Origin of the sequence: Flavobacterium sp. 1355 (assembly GCF_017833415.1) — a bacterium.
Taxonomy (GTDB): domain Bacteria; phylum Bacteroidota; class Bacteroidia; order Flavobacteriales; family Flavobacteriaceae; genus Flavobacterium.
The window spans coordinates 15,684-31,523 of the sequence record NZ_JAFICC010000003.1; the positions used below are offsets into that span (position 1 = coordinate 15,684).

A 15,840-nucleotide genomic window follows, 5' to 3' on the forward strand; every position below is an offset into this window, starting at 1 on the left:
AGAATTATAATTTTAAGTCTGCATCTAAAATCTAAAATCTGAAATTATATAACTCCCATTTTCTGCATTAAGAAAGTCGCACTTCTATTTTTGCAGATTCCATTTCGCAGTTTATAATCAAAATGCAAATCATTGTTTTTAATTTCAACTTCAAAACACTGATTGGTTAAAATTTCAGGATATTCGTTGGTTGTCAAACACACTTCAATATCATGTGTTGCAATCGCTCCAATTGCTTTTTTAGCTATTATTTTTTTTACTACCTCAATTGTTCCGTTTCGTTTATCATCAGAATTTGTTCCTCGCAAAATTTCATCCAATAATACAAAGGCCGGTTTTTCTTCCAAAGCATCCATTATTTGTTTTAGACGCTTTATTTCGGCAAAAAAATACGATTCACTATCTGACAAGGAATCTGATAGTCGCATTGAAACCAAAACTTGCAGTGGATGAATAGTAGCCTCTGATGCACAGACTGTAGAGCCAATTCCTCCTAAAACCATATTTACTCCAAGGCTTCTTAGAAATGTGCTTTTTCCTGACATGTTAGAACCGGTTAAAATCATGAAAGATTCGGGATAAAAATTGGTGTCATTCCCTACTCTGCTTTCCGGATTTAATAATGGGTGTGCTAAATTTTTAAATCCTATTTTATATTCTGAATTAATTTCAGGAAAAACAAAATCAGGATTATTGTACGCTAAATTGGCAAAACTATTTAAGGCCTCAAATTCTCCAATAATAGAAATCCACTTCTCGAGCTCATCAGAATAATTATCCTTCCATTTTAAAAGTGCTCTTAGTACATGTAGATTAAACAAGAAAGTTCCATTAAATACTATAGCCGTAACAAAATTATTGATTGTATCCATTCGTGAAAACAATTCAGATAACTGTTTCAAATGTGAACTGGCTGAAGCATTTTTAAAAATCAACTCTTGTTGCAAATTAATCAGTTTTTTAGAGCTGAATTTTTCAATTTCAATTTTTTCTACTAATAAACCATATTGCTTAATGATTTTATCAACGTCATCTGCTTTAGCAATTTCAGATTGAATTCGCTTAACCGACCTTCCTAAAACTATCATATTTGCAATAAAAGCATAAGTAAGATAAGAGAGTAAAATGGTTTTTGATGTTATAAAATAGGCTGCTAAAAGTCCAAAAAACAAGATTGGAAGCGCAACAGAAAGTAAAACTAAAACTTTAGGTAATGAATTATTTTTATATGAAATCCAATTAATTATAGAATCATAAGAAGGTTTTGAATCGTTACTTATTGCTGCTAATGCCAAAAAATCCTGTCTCCAGTCAATTTTTGATTTTAACTCATGAATAGCTTCCTGATTTTCTAAAATTATATGTTTTGGATGCACCCTTAATAATTGAGAGGCAAGTGTTTTTTTTCCTATAAAGGTTGCTGTTCTGTTAAGACTTTGAAATAAAGAATGTTCTCCGAAGATATCCAAATCGTAAGCATACGGATGATTAAAATCATTAAACTCAATACCATTTTCAAAAGGAATTTTTTCCCTTTTTAAGAAAGCAATTTCATTTTCATTAATCTTCAGTATAGCAGTTACAATCTGTTTTTTAAAAGATAATTTTGAATGGATTCTCATTAAAAAAAGAAAACCAACAAAAGACATAAAAGCAAAAGCGACATAAATGATTTCATCTGTTTTTATATAATTATAGAGAAAATACAAACAAATAAAAACACTTAAAAGACGTAAAATACTAATGCTGTTGTATCTTTTATTGATTTTGTTAAAAAGTAGAGAATACTGCGTGACTTTATTTTGATATGAATCCATTGCATTAATTTGATGAAATACAAATATAGGTTATCGATAACAAAATAAGAGTGTGAATATTCTGGAAATTTAATCTTCGTGCATAATCAAAACGGGGACAGAAGTCTCTTTTGACATTTTTTTTGTAAAACTTGAATCAAAAATACTTTCAAAGAAAGAACGTTTGTGTGTAATCATTGCCAGAACATCAATATCTTTATAAAGAACAAAATCTAGTATTGTTTCCTTTACTTCATCACTTGGCAACACCAGAAATTCGACATTATCATTAGCAAACTCTTTCTCCCATTCTTTTACAGTTTCGGCTGAAACATCAGAATTTGAAGTCTTTACATATAAACTTTTTACTTTAGCATCAGTCTTCTTTGCAATTTTCAAAACTTTTTTTAGTTCTTTTTTATCTTTTTCACGATAACGTGTGGTAAATCCGATTGTTCTAATTTTCCTGAATTTTGCATCAATAGGAACACATAAAACCGGAACATCAACTCCAGAAATTACAGAACTCGTATTAGAACCAAGAAAGAATTTAGTCCAGTCAGAGTCGCCTGTGGTTCCCATAATAACAAAATCTATTTCATCTTCCTTAACTGCATTCTTCAAATTATACAACAAGTCACCATCCATTAAACGATGTTTTATGACGATATCTTCTAATTTTCTTTCCATTGCAATGGTTCTTAGTTTTGGAATCTCATCTTTGAACATTTCAAATTTTGCTAATTCTATCGAACTATATATAGATGCGTAATTTTCGGGAAAAAACTGACTATCATAAACCGGGATCTCAAATGTATGCAACAAAATAAGTTCGCCATTTACAATTTTGGCAAATTCTAAGGCATGTACAAATGCATTGTTTGCTGCCTCAGAAAAATCTGTGGGGAATAATATCTTTTTCATTTTGTGTCAGATTTAAGTTGTTCTCTCAAATTTAATCATTCTAAAAACAAATCAACCTGACAATTATCAGTAATTTAACATTTAAATCAGATCTTAAAAGCTGGAATTTTTTTAAAACAAAATAAAAAGTGAAATATTATGTCAATGCCTCATTTTCGCAATTTTAAGGCTTTTTTTATACCTTTGTAACATGATAAATCAAGATTCTATAGTTGCTTTAGCGACACCATCAGGAGCTGGTGCAATTGCCATAATTCGTATTTCAGGTTCTGATGCCATTACGATCGGAAACAGCGTTTTTAAATCTATAAAAAACAAGGATTTAACTAAGCAAAAAACACATACACTTCATTTGGGACATATAATTGACGGAACTAAAACACTCGATGAAGTTTTAGTTTCTATTTTTAAAGGGCCAAATTCTTATACTGGTGAAAATACTATAGAAATTTCATGTCACGGATCAACCTACATTCAGCAGCAAATTATTCAGTTATTGTTACGGAAAGGCTGCAGAATGGCAGATGCAGGAGAATTTACATTGAGAGCATTTTTAAACGGAAAACTTGATTTATCTCAGGCAGAAGCAGTTGCAGATTTAATTTCATCTGATAATGAAGCTTCTCATCAGATTGCAATGCAGCAAATGCGTGGCGGTTTTAGTAACGAAATCGCTAAACTGCGTGAAGAACTTTTGAATTTTGCCTCTCTTATTGAATTAGAATTAGACTTTGCTGAAGAAGATGTAGAATTTGCAGACAGAACGCAGTTTCATGAATTACTAAACAGGATCGAATTTGTTTTAAAGCGCTTAATTGATTCATTTGCTGTCGGAAATGTAATTAAAAACGGAATTCCGGTAGCGATTGTAGGAGAACCCAATGTTGGAAAGTCTACCTTACTAAATGCATTATTAAATGAGGAACGTGCCATTGTTTCTGACATTGCGGGAACAACACGTGATACAATTGAGGATGAACTGGTAATAGGCGGAATTGGTTTTAGATTTATTGATACTGCAGGTATTCGCGAAACAAAAGATGTGGTTGAAAGTATTGGAATCAAAAAAACTTTTGAAAAAATAGAACAGGCACAAGTTGTAATCTATTTATTTGATGGCTTAAAATTTCAAATTTCCAGTTCTGAATTTGTTTCTGAAATTGAACAAATTAAAAACAAATATCCTCTAAAACCTTTACTGATTGTAGTCAATAAAAAGGATATTTTGTCTGAAAATGAAATTTCGAATATCACGAATCAACTGGAAAATCTAAACGCAAAACTTCTTTTAATTTCAGCAAAACAAAAAATTGGTGTTGATGATTTAAAAAATGAATTATTATCATTTGTAAACACGGGAGCTCTTCGCAATAACGAAACAATCATAACCAATACAAGACATTATGATTCTTTATTGAAAGCTTTAGATGAAATACAAAAAGTAAAATTTGGCCTGGAAACCGGTCTTTCAAGCGATTTAATGGCACTTGATATCCGTGAGGCTTTATATCAATTTGGACTTATTACAGGACAGGTTAGTAATGATGAATTATTGGGTAATATTTTTGCTAATTTTTGCATCGGAAAATAAGACGGTAAAACAACACAAAACAAACTAATAAACAAAACGTTAAAATACTATAAATAAACATTATAGCATTTTTTTATACCGTTTTCTATTTGGAAGAAATACTATTTTTTGCATATTTTTGTACCTTCATTGTACCTCGAAATCAGTTTGTTACAAACGAACAGAAAATTGGACAAATTATGGGGCTTAAGTTGACTTAACTATACTTAAGTATACTTATTTAGAAAAAATTGAGGGCAAATTATCAAAAGATGAGCTCAAATATACAAGTTACAAGAATCTGCCAGTTTTGCGAAAATGAGTTTACTGCAAAAACAACAAAGACAAAATTTTGTTCTTTAACGTGCAGCAGCAAAGCGTATAAAAAAAGGACAAGACTGCAAAAAATTGCCACTAGCAATCTTGAAACAATAACCATTAAAAGCAAACCAATTCTTGAACTTAAAGACAAAGAATTTTTAACTGTCAAGGAGGTTTCTTTGCTTCTGGGTTTTTCCACAATGACTATATATCGTTTAATAAATGAAAATAAAATTGCAGCATATAATTTCTCGCAGAGAATGACCGTAATCAAAAGATCTGAAATTGATGCACTATTTCAGTTAATTGAATCGAATTATGAAATAATAATACGGCCTAAAGAAAAGAAAAAAGATGCCGCTGTCGCAGATTGTTATACCATCACAGAGATTCAGCAAAAATTCAATATTTCAAGCGGAGCACTGTATAACATTATCAAGCGAAACAGCATTCACAAATTCAGCAAAGGCAAGTTTACCTACGTAGCGAAGGCAGATATTGAGGCAATATTTAAAAAGTAATTATCATGGTACAGAAAATCAATATAACACTTAGAAAAAAACCTATTTCTAAAGGTCTGCAAAGCTTATACCTGGATTTCTATCCTCCAGTCAAACATGTACAGACCAAACAGCTGACCAGACGTGAATTTTTAAAACTTTACTTATATGATAAGCCGAAAAATGCAGTTGAAAAAGTATCAAATGAAGAAACACTAAGAATTGCCGAACTCATAAAAATAAGAAGACAAACCGAGTATAATAAAGATAATATTTATAGTGAGTTTGAAAAAGAGCAATTGATACTGCAGGAAATATCGGCGGAATCTTTTCTTGACTATTTTAAAAATGAAGCACAAAAAAGAGAAGGTGTAAATTATCAAATATGGATCGTCTCAATTGGATACTTTTCAGATTTCCTTGATAACAATGACATTACGTTTTCTGAAATTACAGTCCAATTAATAGAAGAATTCCGCTCATATCTTCTAAAAGCACAAAGCAAAAGAAATCATGGGAAAAAATTATCCAATAATTCTGCTCTGAGTTATTTTAATAAGGTCAAAGCAACACTTAAAAAAGCCTATAAAGAAGGTAAATTAAGATCCGACATTAATGCGGCCATCCCAGGTATTCCTGAAAAAGAATCACAAAAAAACTTTCTGACTATTGAGGAAGCCAGAAAGCTGTTTAATACAGACTGTAATAATTCAATTGTCAAATTAGTAAGCTTATTTTCAATCTTAACAGGGCTCAGATACTCAGATATCTCAAAACTGCAGTGGTCAGAAATCCAATTTATTGAGGGAGACGGCTTTTATATTAGATTTAAACAAAAAAAGACAAACGGCCAAGAAACTTTACCAATACCCCAACAGGCGTATGAGCTTCTTGGAGAGCCTCAACGAGGAACTGAACTTGTATTTAAAGATTTAAAAAAATGGGACTTTGACCGCACTATTCCAAATTGGATTAAAGAAGCAGGTATTTCAAAGCATATTACCTTTCATTGTTTCCGACATACTTATGCAACTTTGCAGTTATACTCTGGCACTGATATCTATACTCTCTCTAAAATGCTCGGACATAAAAACATCCAAACTACCCAGGTGTATACCAAAATAGTGGATGAAAGAAAAAGAGAAGCCTCTGAGAGAATAAGTCTTTATTAAGAATTTTGATTTAAAAACACTCTTTCATCTGAAAAGTGTAATAGTATCGGCTAGATTTTCTTTGTCAATGAAAGCTCTAATATATTCCTGTACTTCATTATTGGTTTCTGATGGAGTTTCAAAAGAATTGATATGATACTCATCATCCTGATCCAGAATATGTATAATTTCGGTGTAGCCCTTAGAGATCAGACTACCTTTTAATTTAATGATATTCAACTGTTGTCTAGCATCTAATTCCTTGCGAACTTTTAGTTTTATAGCTTTATCCATTGCAAATATTTTTAAATTATAAATGATTAATTCGAAATCAAAGATAAAAATTAATTGATATTGATTTTGCCCAAAAGATAATGTTAATGGCACAAATTGTAACAATCGCACAAACAAAAAAATTAGGGTTTTAATCTTGAGTGATGATTAAATTTTACTTCTTTTGCGATTTCAAGACTTGTCTTTACCCTGCCTGATTTTATCCATTCCTGAAGTTCCGATTTATAAAAGTACAATTGTTTACCCTGTTTGTTAACAGGTATTTCTCTACGGCAGACCTTACTATAAATTGTAGCAACGGAAAGATTCAGCATTTTTGAAGCAGCTGAAATAGTCATAAGCTCCTCTTTCTGAATAGATTCATTAGACAAATGTTCTAGAAATTTTTCTATGTTATCCAGTTTTTCATATAATTGAGATACTGCTTCAGGTAACTGATCAAATGTAAAATGTCTCATAATTCAAAATATTAATTGTTATTTGATTTTGATTTTAATCTACAAAATAAACCTTGCTCCCTTGAGTTTTCTTGAAGGACGGTTCGTATTTAATATAACCATAATCACTTAATTCCTGAATACATTTATGATAAGTATACAGTGAAGAAATTTTGGCAATTGGAGTCAATTCTCTTCTAAATATTTGTATTGGATTAGCAAAACCCTTATCTACCCTACAATGAAGCAAAGCGGCATACATAGCAATATGCGTTGTACTGATCCTAAAATCATTCTCAATTGCTGTAAAGAAGTCCGATAAGGGTTTTAAATTATCCATAACATTTAAATTGAATTACCCTGCTTCTTTTTTTTAACGTTTTTCTTCGGACTTGAATCAGCATCCGCATCCTGATTCTGCTTTGCTTCCTTACTTTCAGTTTTAGCCTCCGTCTGGTTCTTCTTCTGATCTTTACTCTCTCGGTCATTAATTCTCTGCATTGCACTATCGTATACATTAATTGTTTTGAAATGCGGATTTGCTTCTACAAACTGTTTTCTTTCTTCCCCAGCGATGACAAACGTAACGGATTGAATGTTACCTTTTTTGAGTGAGTTCATAAGATCTTCCTTGTACTTTGGAGTCTCCAGTTCTTTAATTGAATGCTTTGAAAGACTGGCTTCCAGATCGTAGCCATAATTTTGATGGTAATGATTAAGTTTGAAATTGCCTTTATCGTCTGCTTCTTTGAAGTCGTATTTAAGCCAATTATCTATATAAAATAGTATACCATTTTCGTGGCAAGAAATTTACCGACTATGTAAATGATCTAAAAATAGATTACATTATTAACCTTATGAAACAGGACAAAATGTTTCGTAATTACACCAATAAAGCTCTTGCAGACGAAGTAGGTTTTAGTACCACCCAGCGCTTTACTAATGCTTTTTATGCCAGGACCGGCATAACTACCTCCTATTTCATTAAAGAGATAAAGAAGAATACTCAAATAAAAGAAGATTGAAGCTTTAAACAAACTCTAAATTTAATCTTTCATATATGAAAAGCCGTTATTACTGGCAATAGTAATCAAAGGCTGAATAGTTTCTTTATATCGCAGATAATCAAATTCACTGTTGACCTCTAAATCAGGAAAAATGGTAAGATACTCCTCTAAATATTTATTCTTAGAGTTATGATTTTTTACTATTTCAAAAGCCGTCTTTTGGAGATTATAAAACTTATCAAAATACTTATTTAGCAACGGAAGTTTATCTCTTTTTGAAGAATTAAACGTTTTATCAATTGGAATTAAATTCCATATCAAATCATGAGAAACAAATGCATGAGGAACGAAATGATCCAAAGCATATTTTTTTTCGTCAAATACTAATCTATTGTTAGTGAAAATGCATTCTATTGTGCCTAGTTCATTAAATACCAGTTTCCAGTACTCATTTGTTTGTTTGAATAAAGAATTTCTACTGACTGATTTACTTATTTTATTTGAAATGTTCGGAACATTTAGATTTTTTTTCTGCAAAAATAATGACAAATTCCAAAAACAGAAATCCTTCAGTATCTTTGAATTTGATTGTAAATATGATATCCATAAGGGATGTATCTCTATAAAATCTTTTTCTAAACGGTAAATACACCCGTGATCAAAATTCTGCGAAAGGGAATAAATTTCATTACGAATGCCAGAAAACCAAGATGAAATAAACCAGTGTGGTACATTTTTATCAAAATGGTTTAATATCTTGATGGTTTCAATCTTAGTAGTGCTTTTATTTTGCTTCTATTTTCGTTAATATTGATATTTTCAATGTTTATAATCGCTCTAACGGAATCTTGTATAAGGTCTTGTTTACCAAAAGAAATATGAAAATAATTTACTGTATACCAGGAATGACTTATCATTCTTGAAAATATCTTTTTTTTATTAATATACGTGTTGCCTTCTTCTACCAATTCAAGAATAGCTAGAAACCAGTAAAACTTATAACTGGCAGACGTATTAGCAAATACAGATGATAATTTATTTATCGGTAGATATTGAGAATTTGGTAGATTCATGAAATACTTTCAATCATAGGAAGATTAAATAGATGAAAGGTATATTTTTGATTGATAAATAAATAACAGCTTTAATTATAAGGCAAGTTAAGCATAATCTAAATCAAAAAGAAAATGGTTTTCATATTCAATCTCTGGATTGCATACAGTTTCAATTTCAGAACCATAAAGAAGAAAACCATTTATATTTAATGGAGCAACACAATCAATTGAATTATCGCTATGAATATATTCAGATCTTAATTGCATTAACAATCTTCCAAGTGCATTTTTACCTCTTAAAGTATTGTGCCCATCAGGAATTACAGCCCAATCCTTATCCTTATGAGATAATTCAACTATTGGAGAATCTCCAGTTTTTTTCAAGAGATTATAAAACTTCTCGGAGTTTTGAGAAAGTTTCACCTTTAAAACCCAATACATTATATCATACTTTACTGCTTCCCAGTCTTGTCTTGTATGGTCATTGTACTTTCGACTAATCATTTTAGCAGTCATCGGACTGTTTTGATTAATGATTTCTTCCTGAATTTGAGGAAATAAAGGAAATCTACATACTTGATATAATGCTTCTGCTGAAGGGATAATTATATCATTAACACGTAAAGAATATCCAGGGGCCATATTTGATAATCCTCCAAATTCTTCTTTAGTACTTTTAAAAGCTATAACATCAGAGCTGTTATATGTTCTTTCAGATATTTTCATACTGCAAATTAATGAAAAAATTAATTGTTTCCTCTATTTCTTAAACAAAATAATGGAATCCATTCGTGACCAGGTACATCCCACCAAAATATAACGGGACATGTATTGGATATATTTCTCCATGTAAAAAATAAAGTACCTGTTCCTAAAGTTCGATGAGATCTTACAGTATCTCCAAGTGGTCTTTTTCGTGGATCAGGATCAGCTTTTTTGATTTTCTTGATCAACTCTAATCCTTTTTCTAAAACGATATTTTCAAAACGTACTCTACTGTCAGGACTTGAAAAAAAGATTTCCTTAATAGGTAAAGTTGCTGGTCTAAAAGGTGCTATACTAGTATTTTCTCCTTCAAGTGAGGCTAAATATTCTAAAATTTCTTTAGGTTGCTTTTCAATAGGATAAATGCAATTTAATTTTTGTTTCTCTGCAATCCATTTTGGCTTTAGTTGGTTTTCAATTACATAGTCGGACCTTAGCAATAGGAAGTTTTTAATTCTATCGTCAAACGCTTTCATTAATCCCCATTCAATATTATCAAATCCAAGTTTATGATAGCAAAATAAACTTATTGCTATTGTTTTCTGTTTGCTTAATATATCATCAAGATTAGTAGATTCTGAAAACCAATTTTTCAAATCTTTGTAAATTGTTCCCCCCGTAGCTAATACATCATCAAAATATATGTAATGCTTTTTAGGCTGATCAATTAACAAATTGTAATTAACTCCATATCGTTTATCCAAAATTTCTTTAAGAATTGAAAGAATTTCATTTTGACTTTTTTCTGGTTTTTGAGTATCAATAAAATGAGTGTTATTAATAAATTCTTGCATTGAACTATATTTATAAAATGCTTGCAATTCGACAAGACGTTTTTCTAATAATTCTATTGCTCTGCTTTTTGAAATATAAATTTGTGGTAAAAAATATAATAATTCAGTAAGAACAAATTTTGCATCATCTCCAAATTGATTTGCCCATTCTATTATATGTTCAATTGACATTCTATGGTCTGTTTCAGGACTGTCGCAGTGATAGTCTTGCAGAATTTCAAATATCTTTTCGGCAGTTTCTTGCATTTCTTTAAATTTTCAATAAAGGATAAAAGTATGATAATGCTTAATACCGAACAAATACATTATTCAATCATTTTTTTATAAAAGAAAAATATCATAAAACTAACTCCTTTTATGTTTCCAATCACAGTTTGGTGCAAAAATTTCCGGCTCAAAATATAGTTTACTAATTATACTCAAAAATCTATTCGATTTTAAAATACCTCCGCAATGTTTTGGTTCTGTCGCAATAGTAAAACCGGATAATCTTTCAAGAATCCAATCAATTAAAGGCCTATTAATGGATAAAATATCATGGATTTGTTTTTTTGTCATGTATGAAAATTTCTTTTTATTTTCATTATTTAACGGACTGTCTAAAACAAAAAAATCAAGATCAATGTCAAAATAAACCTGAGTTTCTTTTGAAGTTAACATATGCTGTTCCAAAGAATCGAATGTCTTGAATTTTTTAATTATATGCTTATTACCATAAATATCTATAAGCTCTTCATCTTTCCAGCTATCAAAAAAAGGCTCTTGTCTGCAATGAACATATATATCTCCGATTAAATTTAGATAAGCAGCACATAGTATATGTCCATCATTATTTCCTGCTAATTTAGCCCATGAAAATGCTGCGACCTCTCCATCATTGGATTGATCTAGTTTGGAAAGCCAATCTTTTTCAACTTCATCTGGAAAACATAAATCCTGATGCCAGTCTAAACTTATCATACATGGCGGTTCACTTCTTTCGCTTTCTCTTGTCCATTTCAACCAATAAAAAAAAGCATATCGATGCTCTTGAAATATTGCCAAATCAATAGCGCCAGCATATTTATTTTTGGGATGAGATAAAATCTCGGTAGCTGAACCAGGCGGTGCAATATAATAACTGTTTCTAAATTTAATAGAAATTTCTTTTTCTCTTTTACTTAACCCCATAAATTCTAAATCTTTAATAATTAAGAAAAAAGCTTTTTAAATCTTAATGATATCTAAGTCAATTTCGTTTTTCTTATTCAGCCTGTTTTCATTAATATATTTATATCTAAACTCAAGCCACTCAAAATGATCTTTTTTAAATTTTCTTGTGTATATCTCCTTCTTAATGGTCTCATGTAATACTTTTTCAATTTCGATTGTAAACACTTTCATATTTGAAATTAAATCAATCTCTTCGGACCCATTTTTCCCAATAATGCGCAAAGAAGTACCAGATTCGTTTATTGATGATTGTACAATTTTATAAAAATCTACTTCCTTAGTATTTGGAACATTGTAGCTCGTTGAATGAGAAGCTATTTTATTTCGCAATTCAATGATTTTTGCAGATTTTAAATGCTCTTTTTTCTCCTTCTGATTTGGAAGATTAAACAATCTCATAAGATCAATGACAGCACCTAACTGTAAGTAATATGCATTTAATACCCCATAAATTCTTAGATACATTTCTCCTTTAGATTGACACTTAGTACTTAGTCCATTTTGAAAAACTTCTGTTATTGCATTTTGTGTATCTTCAATTAAATCGATACATGCTCTTAATAACTCGAAATCTGTTTTATTTTGGAATTTTAATTTCTTGGTAATTTCTGTTTTATATGCTTCATCATTATAATTATTTTTTACCGATGTGTACCTTAAAATTCCTAAAAAAATCTCAGCATATATTTCAACTGTAGATATTCTATCCAAATATTCCTTGTCGCTCATAAATTACTATTTTTACTTTATTAATTATTAACTGAAGATAACTGGGAAAATTAAACAGTGAATTGTGTTAGATTCTAAATAAGATACAATCATTATTTCTGTTATATAAATTACTTCTCAAAAAGATTAAAATCAACAAACAAATCTTTATAATTTCCTACAAGGGACTTCTTTATATAATTAATGTATTTATGAATATTTTCATCCTTTAATTCCTTGTACAAACGGTTAGACATACCCCAATTTTCAATCCTTTCTGCAAACAAATCTGTGAGTTTGAATTCTAGTTCAGTTCTACTGAGACCACCCCATGATTTAACATAACTCTCGGTCCATGGAGTTGAATAATCTTTATGATAACCGACTAGAATTAAGGTATCTTGAACTCTAGGTATAACGTGAATGTAAACATTTTGCAACTGTTCAAATTCATCAAAATTAAATTCATCATCATCAATTGGACTAAAAATAGCAGAAGCATATACGTCTATTTTTTCATATACATGTGAATAGTAGATGAACGAGTTTGAGTTTTTCCTTATCTCATCCTCAAAAATAAATTTAATCCTTACTAACTGAATACAGCCAACATAAAAGCCGTTACAATAACTCTCTATTTTCTCTTTTTTTATTTTACCATCCAATCTTTCATCTTCAAGTATTTGCGTATATGAATCTAAATGAATTTGTTTTTTTCTTAGTTCTGCACAAGTAACCCTATAACTGAATAATAAAAAACTTTTAAACGATGTAAGGTCTGAATCAAAATCCTCTATACTTTTAAAAATATTACTATCATGATTTGAACAAAAAACATTTAACGACAAAGCCTGATTGATTCCAATTTTTTTAAACTCAATAGGCCCTGTTTTTTTCCAATGATTAGGATCTGTTAATTTGGTTTCAACTAAAAAACCTTGATCTGCCAAATTTTTTAAAATACCGTTCTTTTGCAAAAAATGAGAATTTATCGATACTTTATCACATTGACCTGCAAGACAAATCCATTCCTTTTTATTTGATTTTTTACCAATCTCAGCAAATATTCGTTCTATCATAAAAAACTATTGCAATTATAATTTGTTGCATTCTAAATTCATTAATAAATTTGGGATTAGATAATTTATGTGTTAATATCCTCAAAAACAACCTCTTCTTCCTCTTCTGCAATATCTTCCATTAAAACTTGCAAGTGCTTTTCAATTCCCCAATTCTGGATAATCCAGTCAATTAATTGATTACGTCTTATTTTACAATTCTCAGGCGTCCAATCTTCAAATTCTGCAATTTTTCTTTCTTGTCTTATATCAGAATTTGAATATGAGTAACCTGTACCTGAACTCCCTTTTTTTCTTTCAAATTCAAAGTTCCTATACCTTGAATTATCTTTAGTTAAAACCAAATTTGAAATGTCGTTCAAATATTTGCTTATATCCTCTGCAGGCCATTTTTTCAACCACTTTGAATTAACGTCTGGTGTTTGTGGAAGAATATGTTCCAATGTTGCATCTGTTAAATCTTCCCAATCTAATTTTGGTTTATTCTTATCTTTTAAAAGAAAAAATTCATACTCATATAAAGTATACTTCAATAATCTTCTCCATTTATACCAATCAAAAAAATCTTCTTTTAAAGATTTTCTAAAAATACTTTCATCTGAATACCAATTGATTGTTCCGTAAATCCATTCTGTCACAGATCTTAAGCTATGTTTGGACGAAAATATATCATCAGCCCAACGATAAAATGTAGATATTCCTGCATTACTTCTTTTACCTTCCCATAAAAATACTCGATATGAAAAAATCTCGATCGATTTTAAAAAATCGCTGTATTCATCATCTTCCAGCTCACCATTCTCTTTTTTAATTCTAACTGCTACTAACAAAGGAAGATAATTCGCTACATTACCAGCATTTTTTATCTTAGTTAATAAATAAAGTTCTTTTTCATCTGATGCTTTATTTGTTGGCTTAATTAACGCTGAATAATGTTTGGAAATCAAAGCGAGTCCATCTACAAACTTTAAAATAAATTCTTTTACCTGATCCTTATTCTTTTTATTAAAATTTCTTAGCGGAATAACTTCATCTGATTTAAAACCATTATAGCCGCTCCAATTTTTAGGAGTATGACTAACAAACAAAGTCCAAGCAATTCTTAGGCACTGACTTTCACTTCCATTGCATTTTGAAATATTTACGTAGACTTCTTTCCATGTTTTATTGATTGTTTTTGTGAAACTTTCTTTTTCCGAATCATCATTTATATTTCGGTAAACCCAATACATAAGATAGTTTTTTAATAATTCCATTGAAGATAAGTCCTTGCCTCGCGAATTCATTAACTCGAAAGTCATTCCTATTTCACTTTCAACTTCAATAGGGTAAAAAGAAAAATTTAGTTTTCTGATAACTGCATCAAATAAATCTTTTAAGTATTCTTCTTCTTTATCTTTTCTTATTTTCAGCTGTTCTATTATATGATTTCTCAAATATGAATATGCATTTGAAATTCTTGTTTGATGAACTGAGTTTGCTTCAATATTACTAACTCCTTTTGCAATTAAGTCTAAGTAGAAATCTGATGTATCATTGTTTAATCTAAGTTTGCTTTTACCGCCTGAATAAAGATATATGGGAATTTCTGCAGTGAAATCAGACAGTCCTATTTTAATGAGTTCTTTAAATATTATTGATAGATATAAACTGCAGGTTGTTAACCTTTGTTGTCCATCCACTATATCTACTACTTCTAATCTTTTAGTTCCGTAATTTTCTGTTGGTTTTGTATTCGCTTGATAAATTACAATTGTCCCTGTATAATGGCTGATTATTTTATCATCTATAAGAGCATCAATATCCTGAACAAACTCTTCCCACTGTTTTTCTTCCCAAGCATATCCTCTTTGATAATCAGGAATTTGAAAAATCTTTCCTTCAAGAATATTTGATAATGTTTTTTTTTCCAAAATTTAATTTATTTATGGTAGTTATATTATAATTTTAAAGAATTTGAGGATTCTTAATCGTTAATTCGGGCAATTCTTTTTCTAGTTATTTCCTTGTCGAAATTTAAAGAATTTTCAATTATATTTTTCTCTAATGAAGTTTTGATTGCTTTACCATAACCTCTTTCAATTGCAAAGTCATCAGCTGCAAACTCTCCCTCTTCATTTTTCTTTGTAGGATTAAAAGCATAACCAAATTCATGTAAGATTATAGCAATACGTTCATCTTTTTCACATTCTAAAAGTTTATTGTAATCAAACGTAATTATTTTTGA

Annotated in this window: 17 protein-coding genes; 4 read left to right on the forward strand and 13 right to left on the reverse strand. The window is 30.0% G+C overall.

Annotation, left to right across the window (positions count from 1 at the left end):
• Positions 1 to 44 precede the first annotated feature (44 nt).
• Together JOD96_RS04295 and JOD96_RS04300 are read right to left on the reverse strand one after the other, a co-directional pair.
• Positions 45 to 1,817, reverse strand: coding sequence for a MutS-related protein (locus JOD96_RS04295; protein ID WP_209563039.1), 1,773 nt, complete (start codon positions 1,815 to 1,817; stop codon positions 45 to 47).
• Between the two features lie 69 nt (positions 1,818 to 1,886).
• On the reverse strand, positions 1,887 to 2,720 hold the full coding sequence (locus JOD96_RS04300) for a universal stress protein (RefSeq protein WP_209563040.1): 834 nt from the start codon (positions 2,718 to 2,720) through the stop codon (positions 1,887 to 1,889).
• A gap of 190 nt (positions 2,721 to 2,910) precedes the next feature.
• On the opposite strand from JOD96_RS04300, the gene mnmE reads away from it, so the two are divergent.
• The 3 genes from mnmE to JOD96_RS04315 all read left to right on the forward strand — a co-directional run bounded on the left by mnmE (position 2,911) and on the right by JOD96_RS04315 (position 6,283).
• Entirely contained in the window at positions 2,911 to 4,311 is a 1,401-nt protein-coding gene (gene mnmE / locus JOD96_RS04305) for a tRNA uridine-5-carboxymethylaminomethyl(34) synthesis GTPase MnmE (RefSeq protein WP_209563041.1), read from the forward strand.
• A gap of 251 nt (positions 4,312 to 4,562) precedes the next feature.
• The gene (locus JOD96_RS04310) at positions 4,563 to 5,132 is read left to right on the forward strand and encodes a helix-turn-helix domain-containing protein (protein WP_209563042.1); all 570 of its coding nucleotides are present in this window, start codon (positions 4,563 to 4,565) and stop codon (positions 5,130 to 5,132) included.
• Positions 5,133 to 5,137: 5 nt separating this feature from the next.
• Positions 5,138 to 6,283 (forward strand): tyrosine-type recombinase/integrase, encoded by a 1,146-nt coding sequence (locus JOD96_RS04315; protein WP_209563043.1) that lies wholly within the window; start codon positions 5,138 to 5,140, stop codon positions 6,281 to 6,283.
• A 24-nt stretch (positions 6,284 to 6,307) separates the two neighbouring features.
• On the opposite strand, the gene JOD96_RS04320 is transcribed toward JOD96_RS04315, so the two are convergent.
• From JOD96_RS04320 to JOD96_RS04335, 4 genes are all read right to left on the reverse strand, one after another.
• Entirely contained in the window at positions 6,308 to 6,556 is a 249-nt protein-coding gene (locus tag JOD96_RS04320; RefSeq protein ID WP_209563044.1) for a hypothetical protein, read from the reverse strand.
• A gap of 122 nt (positions 6,557 to 6,678) precedes the next feature.
• Complete coding sequence (locus tag JOD96_RS04325) at positions 6,679 to 7,014, reverse strand: helix-turn-helix domain-containing protein (RefSeq protein ID WP_209563045.1); 336 nt, start codon at positions 7,012 to 7,014, stop codon at positions 6,679 to 6,681.
• 34 nt (positions 7,015 to 7,048) lie between these two features.
• Positions 7,049 to 7,333 (reverse strand): hypothetical protein, encoded by a 285-nt coding sequence (locus JOD96_RS04330; RefSeq protein ID WP_073487864.1) that lies wholly within the window; start codon positions 7,331 to 7,333, stop codon positions 7,049 to 7,051.
• Between the two features lie 5 nt (positions 7,334 to 7,338).
• Positions 7,339 to 7,614, reverse strand: a complete 276-nt coding sequence (locus tag JOD96_RS04335) for a hypothetical protein (protein ID WP_209563046.1) — start codon at positions 7,612 to 7,614, stop codon at positions 7,339 to 7,341.
• Between the two features lie 236 nt (positions 7,615 to 7,850).
• On the opposite strand from JOD96_RS04335, the gene JOD96_RS04340 reads away from it, so the two are divergent.
• Complete coding sequence (locus JOD96_RS04340; RefSeq protein ID WP_245188344.1) at positions 7,851 to 8,018, forward strand: hypothetical protein; 168 nt, start codon at positions 7,851 to 7,853, stop codon at positions 8,016 to 8,018.
• A gap of 21 nt (positions 8,019 to 8,039) precedes the next feature.
• Here JOD96_RS04340 and JOD96_RS04345 read toward each other — a convergent pair whose 3' ends face one another.
• From JOD96_RS04345 to JOD96_RS04375, 7 genes are all read right to left on the reverse strand, one after another.
• Complete coding sequence (locus JOD96_RS04345) at positions 8,040 to 8,537, reverse strand: HNH endonuclease domain-containing protein (RefSeq protein ID WP_209563047.1); 498 nt, start codon at positions 8,535 to 8,537, stop codon at positions 8,040 to 8,042.
• A gap of 623 nt (positions 8,538 to 9,160) precedes the next feature.
• Complete coding sequence (locus JOD96_RS04350) at positions 9,161 to 9,781, reverse strand: NADAR family protein (protein WP_209563048.1); 621 nt, start codon at positions 9,779 to 9,781, stop codon at positions 9,161 to 9,163.
• A 20-nt stretch (positions 9,782 to 9,801) separates the two neighbouring features.
• Positions 9,802 to 10,860: a hypothetical protein gene (locus JOD96_RS04355; protein ID WP_209563049.1), complete on the reverse strand. Its 1,059-nt coding sequence runs from the start codon at positions 10,858 to 10,860 to the stop codon at positions 9,802 to 9,804.
• A gap of 99 nt (positions 10,861 to 10,959) precedes the next feature.
• A complete protein-coding gene (locus JOD96_RS04360; RefSeq protein WP_209563050.1) occupies positions 10,960 to 11,784 on the reverse strand; it encodes a UPF0489 family protein in 825 nt (274 codons plus the stop codon).
• A gap of 36 nt (positions 11,785 to 11,820) precedes the next feature.
• On the reverse strand, positions 11,821 to 12,555 hold the full coding sequence (locus tag JOD96_RS04365) for a hypothetical protein (protein ID WP_209563051.1): 735 nt from the start codon (positions 12,553 to 12,555) through the stop codon (positions 11,821 to 11,823).
• A 110-nt stretch (positions 12,556 to 12,665) separates the two neighbouring features.
• A complete protein-coding gene (locus tag JOD96_RS04370; RefSeq protein ID WP_209563052.1) occupies positions 12,666 to 13,613 on the reverse strand; it encodes a hypothetical protein in 948 nt (315 codons plus the stop codon).
• A gap of 65 nt (positions 13,614 to 13,678) precedes the next feature.
• On the reverse strand, positions 13,679 to 15,526 hold the full coding sequence (locus JOD96_RS04375; protein WP_209563053.1) for a DUF262 domain-containing protein: 1,848 nt from the start codon (positions 15,524 to 15,526) through the stop codon (positions 13,679 to 13,681).
• Positions 15,527 to 15,840 lie beyond the last annotated feature (314 nt).